This window comes from Alistipes sp. An116, from assembly GCF_002161005.1.
In the GTDB taxonomy this organism is placed as follows: Bacteria; Bacteroidota; Bacteroidia; order Bacteroidales; family Rikenellaceae; genus Alistipes; species Alistipes megaguti.
In genome coordinates this window covers 1-9,750 of sequence record NZ_NFLR01000035.1, presented here as the reverse complement: position 1 = coordinate 9,750, position 9,750 = coordinate 1, and the positions used below count along the sequence as shown (strand labels likewise).

The window sequence follows — 9,750 nt, the reverse complement described above, 5'->3', positions numbered from 1 at the left end:
CATTCTACGATAGTCTGGCAAAGATAAATTCAAATCGTTGCGCTCGTTTTATCTCTGTAAATTCCTAATCATCAATATTTTCAAAGAACTTTCATGATTTTTTACCGGACACTAGTGATGTCAAGTATTATTTTGCTTTCGAATAATCTCCAATAACTTGTCAAGCATTGCATCCCGTCCCGAGAGGTAATCCCGCGCAACGTACGGAATGGCGATATTCGGCATCAGCACCCCGTCGACGGCGCGTGTATATTCGTTGTATTCGATCGTGGAGATTCCCATCTCCCGGAGCAGGGTTGGCAGCAGTATCCGCCCCGGGACGGTCTCTCCGTACCGGAAATTATGGCGCAGGAGCGGCTCTCCGACCAGTGTTGCGGCCTGGTTGTATTGGAGTATGTTGCAGAAGGTCGCGGCAATGGATCCGGTATTGCGGCTCATCAGCACATAATATTTCATCCCATCCACGAAGAGCTCCGGCTGCAACGGAACCCTGCGCACGATCTCCCCTTCGGGCAAAGCCACGTTCTGCCCCATCTGCTCCCCGGACAGAAAATCGTAGAGCCGTATTGTCGCTCGTGAACAACGAATCCGGGCTCCCCGCAGGTAGTCGATTGCAGGGCGATTTATGAAGAGGGAGAGCAGTTCATCAAACCGATCGCCGTATCCGCCCGGATTCATTCTCAGATCGAGTATGATATGGGTAATGCCCTCGGCTTTACATTTTTTGATCTGCCGGGACAACTCTTTGATCAACCAACTGTTGTTGGGGTAGAACGAGGGAATCGAGATACAGGCACTGGCCGCATCGGGAAAGATTTTGAGGGCCAAAGCCCGCTGCTGTTGCAATTTCAGCACGACACGGCGCTGAATCTCACCAGAAGTCTGCAGGCGGAGCCGTTCGCCCTGGCGCTCGATGTCGAATGCAAACGAATCGACCACGTTGCTGAAGTGGTAATGACGCAGAAGGTTGGCCGGTGTATCGTACCGATCGGGATAGGTGTATTGCTGGAGTGTCTCAACCGGAATCCCGTTGATGGCGAGGATGCGGTCTCCCGGTCGGAAGGCGGCATCGAGCGAGTGGTGGACAATCACCGTATCGTTAATCCGCAGAAGATCAAAGGCCGGGACTCGAAGTTTTCGAGTTTCGCGCATCTCGCTGGCTGGAATCATGGGTTCAATCCGGCAATGGGGATCTTCGGCAAATAGCCAGTCGAAATAGGGCCGATAGACCCAAATCAGATTGGAGGTCAGCAATGTATCCTTTCCGAGCGTCTCGCAGCGACGGTTAATTTCGTCAAGGAGGTGTTGTGTGACATCTGGAGTTAACAGCGAATCGAATGCCGGATGTTCCGGGATTCGGAAGAGCCGATGTCCGATCTCCGATCGGGGTGTCGCCACATCGAAGACCGTAATGGAGCGGCCTGTAACGGGAACCATGCGGCTCTCGCGCAGTTGCAGTTTAGCTTCGAGTGCTGTTAGCGGTTGAGTTGCATTCTGAGCAGGACATGAAGCGGCAGCACCTACCAGCAAAAGAGCAACTAAAAGGTGATATAGCGCGATTCTTTTCTTCATAATCGGTTCATATATTGTAAGGGTTGTTATAGCCCTCATATGGGCTGTAACAACCCGCTAATATTTTCGGACTTCTCCTGTCGAATGGTGCAATTTGCTATTATTTAAAGCTTTGTTCGTTTTGCTCTCGAATGATCTCCAGTAGCTTATTCAACATAGCATCCTGTCCCGAGAGATAATCCCGCGCAACGTATGGGATGGCGATGTCCGGTATTAGTACCCCGTCGACGGCATCAGAATATTCGTCAAATTCGACGGTCGATACGGTAAGATACAATCCGGAAATTCCATAGCGGGCACCTACGGTTTCTCCATATTTCAAAGCATTGTGTCGTAACGGTTCTTCGACTAACAAGGCTGCTCCATTATATTGCATTATATTGCAGGAAGATGCTGCGATAGAACTCGTATCTTTGTCCATCAAAACGTAGAATTGCATCCCTGGAATGTATAATTGTTGATTCAGAGATACCGTTTTATTGGTATATTGACACGGGACTTCAATGACTGATCCGAGCATATCGGCGGTTAGAAAATCATAATCTTGCAAGCTCCACGGGGAAACTTTCAATCGTTTGCCCCTTAAATAGGGAATGGCGGGCTTATTGATGAAAATGGATAACAGTCTGTCAAATGCATGCCCATTACCGCCCAGATTACCCCTCAAATCCAATATGAAAGAGATACATCCTTCTCGCCGAGCCTGCTGAATGGCCGTTCTCAACTTTCTAATCATCAAGTTGTTATTTGGATAAAACTCTCCGATGCGGAAATATCCCGTTTGGGCCTCATGGAAGATCCGGCTTTGAAATTCAGACTGTTGATTCAATTTGAGATATACTTCTTTCCATGGAAGACCGGGTGTATTCATTTCCATCATATTGCCGTTGCGAACCAATTGGATTTTATAATCAAAGGCTGTAACAATTGCATAATGATAATTTGTCAAAAGAGTGAACGGGTATATATCTGTCATCGTAGCAATATTGCAGATATTGTGAGGTAGGAACATTATTGATACGCAGCATTCGATCGCCTTGTCTGAAGAGTGGATCGATTGAACGTTCCACAACAAGTGTATCATTGATGTTGAGTGATAAAAAGCCAAATACAGAGATATTGTCAGCTTTTTTGACATCTGAGAAATGGACAGGTTGTGGTTCTGCCCTTAAATGGGGGTCGATATTTTGCAACCATTGCAGATAAGGACGCAGTACCCAGATTAAATCGGCGCTGCACAGAGAGTCCTTGGATAAACTTTTGTTTCGGAGTGTGACCTGGGCCGATATATATTCTGGAACGGAATCGCTGCAAGGATGAGGCAGACCCGCTAATGAGAGGAATTTGGGTATCTCTGTAGCAGGTGTTGCAATATCTGTTATGCTAATTTTACCACTAATTTTTAGTTCCCGAGTTTCCCATAGGGGTGCATGACTGTTCCGATTCTGGTATGCTGCGTTGCCAAACGCAGTGGTGTGATTAAACGTAAGAAGAAAAAATATGGGGACAAAAACAACTATGTATTTTTTCATATCATAACGAGGAAGTTATTCCAATAGGTTATTATTATGTGATCGTGACAAATATATACAAAATAATTTAGATATAATAATATTATCTAAAATCAATTGTTTTACGGTGAATTTTATTGTGTTGAATGGAAGAGATTGCTTCACAAAATGTATTTAAGATAAATATTATATATTTGTGATGGAATGTTTACCGACATCCATGATGACTACCCAATCAGATGTTATGAAATGGAGAAAAGAGTAAGACGGACGAACGCAGAAATAGATAATGCGGTAATGACCGAACTCGAAAAACTGGTCACCCAGTGGGGCTTCGGCAACGTGCTTGTAACGGAATTGATGTCCAATGCCCGTTTGGAACCCCCTGTCTTTTATCGGCGTTATGGATCTATCGACAATCTTTATGACCAACTGGCCCAAAGATATGACTTTTGGATAAACAACACGATAGACACGTCTGAGTTGAACACTTTGGGACCTAAAGTGTTCTTTGCAAAAACCCTGAAAACGCTGTACCGGGAGCTATGCAATAATGCGGTTATGCAGAAATTGTTGCTTTGGGAGATGTCGGCCGACAATGAGACGACTCGGAGAACGGCCCGGATTCGGGATCTGATGAACATGAATCTGGTCGAATATTACGACCTGCTGTTCAAATCCGCTCATATCAACATCAGGAGCATTATCGCCCTTCTGATTTCGGGAGTTTATTACCTGATTCTGCATAGGGAGCGGGCGCCTTTTTGTAAGATCGATTTCGATACGCCCGAAGGAGAAGCGGCCTTTTCGGAGGCGGTGGATACTTTGGTTGAGATGTTGTTCGATCGGATTGAGGCCCACAACGAAAAGCGGGCATGTTACGAACGCATGCTCAAAGACGGAATCAGCCAGAAAAAGGCCTGTCAATACCTGGGGGTTGATATCCATGAATTCGATTGCTGAAAACGGATATCTTCAGGACCATGTCGGAAACGCACTCCTGCATTCTCTGTTTATTCTTCTTGTGTATTGAAATTTATCTGAATTTTACCTGTCTCGTAGCCAATACGCCTCGACTGAAACGTAGACTTGCTTGCTAATGACGCCCCGTTCATGCGCTTTATGCTCCAATTTGGTACATTGCGAGTGCTCTTTTCTGCAAAAAACTGGGGCTAAATCCGCGCTAAAACTCCGTTCTGATTGACTGTAATTCTGCGGAATTGAGTGTGGGTAGATGACAAATACCACTGCTTTAGCCTTCTTTTTATGATGCAAAATATCGAATTACCGGCCTTCAATTTGATGAATCGAGGCCTCAATATACACCAATTTCACAAATATTGTCCGGAATTTTGCGGTCTCAATCGCCGAAAATAACTGTTCTAATTGGGACGGTCGGTCCTTTTCCCTCTTTGAAATTGCAATTTTTCCCTCTATGGTATGCGTTGTTTTTACTAAAGGTGTTCGAAAAACCTTCAATGGCTTAAATTTCGAGTCTGGCCACCGTGGCCCCTGTAAAAAACGACGACTTCGGAGGAGTTTTCCATCCCCTTGCGGGCAAGTTGTTTTGCGTTACGGAAAATATTTCGCGTAACTGAAAACACAGCTTGCCGGGGTCAAAACATGTAATGTTTCTGCTCCCTCCCCCCCCCAAAAAAAAACGGGTCGAACATCACGTCCCGTTCCCACTTGTTCGCCGGCCAATCTGAAGAGGCGAACCACCCGTTCCCGAAGCCGATATTGGGAACAAAACTACACCAAAACGGAATGAATAAATCTTGAACTCAATCCATCATGAAATAGTGATGTCAGGAAATCAATACGGAATGAAGTCTTGGCACCTTGATCTCAAGAAGTCAAGAACCCCTGATGCCCCGAAATCATGAGCTCTTGGACTCGTGAGCTCTTGGCTTCTTGATCTCCTGGCGTCATGTTCTCTTGGCCTCAAGAGCCCTTGATGTCTTGTTCCCCTGAGTTCATGACACCTTGGGTTACGGATCTCTTGTTTCCTTGATCTATTGGTGTCTGTAGGAGACTTTATATTGAGGGAGCAGAGGTATTAGGGTTGCCGCCACCTCCCTTGTCGGACTGGCAATCTCCTTCTTCAGTTCGCCCAAAAGCAGAATGTCAGATTTTCTTTTTGGCACGCCAAAGGAATGTCTTCCAATATGCTATTGGACTCTCACCGACGCCAACCTGTGCCACAGCGACGCCAACCACTGCCATAGAGCGCAGAAGGTGGAGAAAACTCCTTCGTTGCCCCTATATTCGCTCCCGAAACCTTAAAGCGAACTATTATGCAAGAACAAAAGAATGAACTTCGGGGCGACAGTCGAACGGCGCCCCTCGACTCCGGGACTTTATCGAGAAAAGTCTCCAACTACGAGCGCCTCTTCCTGCTGCCGGTCAAAACCGCGGCTCTCCACGGCAAGGCCATTTATGTCCGTCCGGAGTTTCACCAACGGATTCAGCGAATCGTGCGACTCCTCGACAACGACAAAATCTCGATGTACAGCTATCTGGACAGGGTATTGGAACACCACTTCGCAACCTTCGACGACGAAATCACGGCCTGGTGCCGCAATCGGCTCCAGTCGCTTTCCCGGGATCTTAAAACGACACTGCCATGGGAATAGTCAATGTAGAATCACGGACTTTCGAGCGGATGCTCGCGCGGTTCGAGGAGTTCGCCCGACGGGTGGACGCGCTCTGCCATGCGCACCGTATCGGCGAACCGGAGCCGTGGCTGGACAACCAGCAGGTCTGCCAGCTGCTGAATATCTCCAAACGGACGTTGCAGACGCTTCGCGGCAACGGGTCGCTCTCCTATACGCAGATCAACCACAAGATCTACTACCGGGCAGAAGATGTGCGGTCGTTCCTTGCGGTGTTGGAAGCACGACGCAGGCACGAGCAGAAGCGCAGAAACGGAGTATAAACGGCGGAATCCGGATCGTGGCACCTCGGGTGGTGTCGGACCGGATTTCGCATCAAACAGACGGAAAATGGGCAATGAATTGATTTCGGAGCATGACGAGCGGATCCGCTCGTACTTTCAGGCACTGGAGCGTCTTTCCAAAGCGTTGGAGACGTTGTTTTCGAAGCGCAAGTCTTCGTTGGACGGCGAGAGCTTATACGGATGAGGAGCTTTCGCAGCGGCTGAAGATCAGCCGCCGGAGTTTGCAGGATTACCGCAATCAGGGACGGATTCCCTACATCAAGCTGGGCGGCAAGATCCTCTACCGCTCCTCGGATATCGAACGGATGCTGGAGGAGGGTTATCGCAACGAGTTTTGATAGACAAGGGGAAGAACAAGGCTGCAAGACGGAACAGGCAGAAGACGGAAAGAGAGCACGAACAACCGCCCCCTCACGAGATGTAGCCGTTCATAATTTTTCTCCTTTTCATCGGTAGCATCTTCCCAAACGGGCCGGAGCGAATACGACAACCTTTTTCCCGGGGGAGCATCTCCATCTGCGGAGACCTCTCCCGGGGGAAACCCTCGGGGCATGAGGTTGGCATTTCGCTCCGGCCCATTACCTTGCTGCCGGATGAAAAGGAGTGTCATGTGCCACCTATCGGGTATAATAGGGATGATTAAATATAAATTTATACCCGTAAGGGTACAAAATGAAAAATATTTGATATATTTGTACCCAAAGGGGTATAAATCATGAAACAGACATCTCTATCAAACTCGGTCAAGTCGATGCGCCGACAATATCATCTGACACAGGTGGAACTTGCCGAGAAGTCCGGTGTGGGACTGCGTTTTATCCGCGAACTGGAGCAGGGCAAACCGACACTTCGTCTTGACAAGGTCAACCAGATTCTGAATCTGTTTGGCTATGAGGTGGGAGCCGTGCCGATGACTAAAACCGATGAATGATGAAACAGGCTGTTGTATTTTTTCAGGATCGACGGGCCGGCATCCTGACTGAAGACGAGAACGGTTATACATTCGTATATGATACTGGTTATTTGGCTGCACCCGATGCGCAGGCTGTGAGTCTGACCCTTCCGTTGAGCGACCGTCCCTATCGGGATAAAGTGCTGTTTCCGTTTTTTGACGGGTTGATTCCCGAGGGCTGGTTGCTGGATATTGCCGAAAGGAACTGGAAAATCGATGCCCGCGATCGCATGGCCTTGCTTTTGGCCTGCTGTAAGGATTGTATCGGAGCTGTTGGAGTTCAACCTGTAATCACCAGGGAGGAGTAATCGATGGCTGTATGTTTGTATTGTTACGGGGAGTTGACCGCGGGTGAAAAGGATTTCCACAAGCGTTGTTCCAAAAAAATATTCGGGACGTCGTGTTCTCCCGAACTGCCCTATACGCGCGAAAACTTGATAGATCTTGCCCGACAGGTAATTTGTAGCCAGACGACACTTACGGGGGTACAGGCAAAATTGTCGCTCGATATTCTCAAGGGTGGACGAAACGAGGTCGACCGTTTTACGATTGTCGGGCTGTGGGGACGGTATATTCTGAAACCACCAACCGAACGATTCGCCCATTTGCCCGAGTTGGAGGATTTAACGATGCATTTGGCCGAACTGGCCAGAATAAGGGTCGTGCCACACAGCCTGATTCGCTTTGCTGATGGCGAACTGTGCTATATCACACGCCGTATAGACCGCACTTCCCAGGGTGAGAAATTACCCATGGAAGATATGTGCCAGTTGACCGGGCGTCTGACCGAGCACAAATACAAAGGTTCGTACGAACAGATCGACAAGGCCATCCGGAGATTCTCTGCAACCCCCTTGCTGGATCAGGTCAACTTTTGGGAGCAGGTCGTGTTTTCGTGGATCACGGGGAATGCCGACATGCATCTGAAGAACTTCTCGCTTTATAGCGAGACGCCGGGCAAACATCTGCTTACTCCGGCCTACGACATGCTCTCCACAGCGCTGGTCATGCCGGAGGATAACGAGGAGCTGGCGTTGACGCTCAACGGCAAGAAGCGGAAAATCAGGAAAGAGGATTTTATCGCTTCCATGCAGACTGCGGGTCTGGGCGACAAGGTTATAGAAAACATCTTACACAAGTTTCGGAAGTCACAGGATGTCTGGTTCGCATATATGGATCGATCATTCCTTCCGCGAGAGATGAAAGAGGAATACAAAGGGATCATCCGAAACAGGATCAGCCAACTGATATAGTAGATGGAAATATAAATATCTTGCATTATGGAGGTTACAAGAATTATTCATCCTATTGGACAAGGCGCATTTTATACAGAAAGAATATGTTCTAAGGATCAAATATATAATGTTGTTTATGATTGTGGATCTGGAACAAATAAAAACGCACCCAAAAGATTGATACAGGAGATTGCATCAGTCTTTACATCAAATGATGTAGTGGACATTTTATTCGTTTCCCATTTTGACAATGATCACATTAACGGAATTCGTGAGTTAAAAAAAAGGGTGAAAGAAATTAGAAATATAGTTGTTTCCCTTGTAGAGAAGAATGATTATTGGTTCTATTGTATTGAAAATCAAAATTTCATAGCATTTTATGATTCACTTGAAGAAATAGCATCCCATGTATATAGGGTAAAGCCAAATATTGATGCCAGAAGGGAATTCAACGATTCGGTTATTGATCTAACTGAAGGTAAAAGCAAGATTATCGAGAGTGGTACAAAATTATTGAGGAAGACTATTGATTGGTGTTATATCCCATTTAATTATGATCAAAAAGTTCGGCTTGAAAAGTTAAAGGCTGAATTAGCAGGACAAGGTGTGCTTGTAGATATTTTCACATAGGATTGGAGTAAAATTTGGGACTATCAAGATAAAATTAAGAAAGCCTATAAAAAAGTGATTCCAGATGGAGCTAACAAAACGTCTCTTATCGTCTATTCAGGAGGATTAACCAACGAATACAACATAATGCGTCAATATCAATATTGTATGCGTCCGCGTTTCTGTTGTGAGTTTTGTTGCCATCCTTCTTTGGAACATGAAGGTTGTTTGTATTTTGGAGATAATGATGTTAATCAAGGGCCTCTATTAGCTGATTTGAAAAATGCACTTAACCCGATAATTGATCGAATCGGAACAATTCAAATTCCACATCATGGTGCATTAAAGAATTTTAATGTAGATATTCTTAATATCAATAAGAATCAGAAATCATTTTTTGTATCTTTTGGTATACACAATACATATGGTCATCCTTCAATGAGGGTAATAGACGATGTAGTGAGATCCGGTTCGTGCTTATTTGAGGTAACAGGAAATAGAGGTAGTGGTTATATGCAGTTGATATACCCATACTAATTATGTCTGTATTAAGGAACAGCCCGGAGATAAGCATCTCCGGGCTGTTTTGCGAATTTGGCAGGACGCATTCCGCTATCCCAGCTTGGAGATGGCTCTCTCCACCTGCATCATGTCCCGGAGGATGGAGCTGTCGAGAACCCGGGCATAGTGCTGCGTCATCTTGATGTTGGAATAGCCCAGCATCTTGGCCACATTCTCCAGACTGACGCCATTGGTCAGGCAGACAGAGGTTGCATACGAGTGCCTGGCAACATGTGAAAAACATGCCGGAACGGCATTTCGCAACAAGCGGCAACGAGAACGTAACCGGTTTGGAATGAGAAGATTTTCCATTTTTTAGGAAGCAGCCAACCGCATATTATAGCGAGACAA

The 9,750-nt window shown here is 46.5% G+C and carries 11 protein-coding genes and 2 pseudogenes; 9 read left to right on the top strand and 4 right to left on the bottom strand.

Annotation, left to right across the window (positions count from 1 at the left end):
- Window positions 1-120: 120 nt before the first annotated feature.
- The 3 genes from B5E60_RS13280 to B5E60_RS13985 all read right to left on the bottom strand — a co-directional run bounded on the left by B5E60_RS13280 (window position 121) and on the right by B5E60_RS13985 (window position 3,104).
- Window positions 121-1,572, bottom strand: a complete 1,452-nt coding sequence (locus tag B5E60_RS13280; protein ID WP_162611649.1) for a S41 family peptidase — start codon at window positions 1,570-1,572, stop codon at window positions 121-123.
- Between the two features lie 100 nt (window positions 1,573-1,672).
- Window positions 1,673-2,548 carry a S41 family peptidase gene (locus tag B5E60_RS13275; protein WP_162611648.1) on the bottom strand — a complete coding sequence of 292 codons (876 nt, stop codon included), beginning with the start codon at window positions 2,546-2,548 and terminating at the stop codon, window positions 1,673-1,675.
- Window positions 2,484-3,104, bottom strand: a complete 621-nt coding sequence (locus B5E60_RS13985; protein WP_162611647.1) for a hypothetical protein — start codon at window positions 3,102-3,104, stop codon at window positions 2,484-2,486. Before B5E60_RS13985 ends, B5E60_RS13275 begins: the two co-directional genes overlap by 65 nt.
- A 183-nt stretch (window positions 3,105-3,287) precedes the next feature.
- On the opposite strand from B5E60_RS13985, the gene B5E60_RS13270 reads away from it, so the two are divergent.
- The 9 genes and pseudogenes from B5E60_RS13270 (at window position 3,288) to B5E60_RS13875 (ending at window position 9,375) form a co-directional block, all read left to right on the top strand.
- Window positions 3,288-4,046: a TetR/AcrR family transcriptional regulator gene (locus B5E60_RS13270; protein WP_446698006.1), complete on the top strand. Its 759-nt coding sequence runs from the start codon at window positions 3,288-3,290 to the stop codon at window positions 4,044-4,046.
- 1,334 nt (window positions 4,047-5,380) lie between these two features.
- Window positions 5,381-5,719, top strand: coding sequence for a DUF3408 domain-containing protein (locus B5E60_RS13265; protein ID WP_087312393.1), 339 nt, complete (start codon window positions 5,381-5,383; stop codon window positions 5,717-5,719).
- Window positions 5,710-6,021 (top strand): helix-turn-helix domain-containing protein, encoded by a 312-nt coding sequence (locus B5E60_RS13260; RefSeq protein WP_087312391.1) that lies wholly within the window; start codon window positions 5,710-5,712, stop codon window positions 6,019-6,021. The genes B5E60_RS13265 and B5E60_RS13260 overlap by 10 nt, the downstream gene beginning before the upstream one ends.
- 67 nt (window positions 6,022-6,088) lie before the next feature.
- A pseudogene (locus tag B5E60_RS13255) lies at window positions 6,089-6,380 on the top strand (helix-turn-helix domain-containing protein).
- A gap of 377 nt (window positions 6,381-6,757) precedes the next feature.
- Window positions 6,758-6,973 carry a helix-turn-helix transcriptional regulator gene (locus B5E60_RS13250; protein WP_044054011.1) on the top strand — a complete coding sequence of 72 codons (216 nt, stop codon included), beginning with the start codon at window positions 6,758-6,760 and terminating at the stop codon, window positions 6,971-6,973.
- The gene (locus B5E60_RS13245) at window positions 6,973-7,302 is read left to right on the top strand and encodes a HipA N-terminal domain-containing protein (RefSeq protein ID WP_087312399.1); all 330 of its coding nucleotides are present in this window, start codon (window positions 6,973-6,975) and stop codon (window positions 7,300-7,302) included. The genes B5E60_RS13250 and B5E60_RS13245 overlap by 1 nt, the downstream gene beginning before the upstream one ends.
- A 3-nt stretch (window positions 7,303-7,305) precedes the next feature.
- Complete coding sequence (locus B5E60_RS13240; RefSeq protein ID WP_087312389.1) at window positions 7,306-8,247, top strand: HipA domain-containing protein; 942 nt, start codon at window positions 7,306-7,308, stop codon at window positions 8,245-8,247.
- Between the two features lie 27 nt (window positions 8,248-8,274).
- Window positions 8,275-8,859, top strand: a complete 585-nt coding sequence (locus B5E60_RS13235; RefSeq protein ID WP_143260778.1) for an MBL fold metallo-hydrolase — start codon at window positions 8,275-8,277, stop codon at window positions 8,857-8,859.
- Window positions 8,860-8,913: 54 nt separating this feature from the next.
- Window positions 8,914-9,375 (top strand): hypothetical protein, encoded by a 462-nt coding sequence (locus B5E60_RS13875; protein ID WP_143260777.1) that lies wholly within the window; start codon window positions 8,914-8,916, stop codon window positions 9,373-9,375.
- 75 nt (window positions 9,376-9,450) lie between these two features.
- Here the strand turns inward: B5E60_RS13875 and B5E60_RS13230 are convergent.
- Window positions 9,451-9,636: pseudogene (locus B5E60_RS13230) on the bottom strand (tyrosine-type recombinase/integrase); the annotation flags it as partial.
- Window positions 9,637-9,750: the final 114 nt, after the last annotated feature.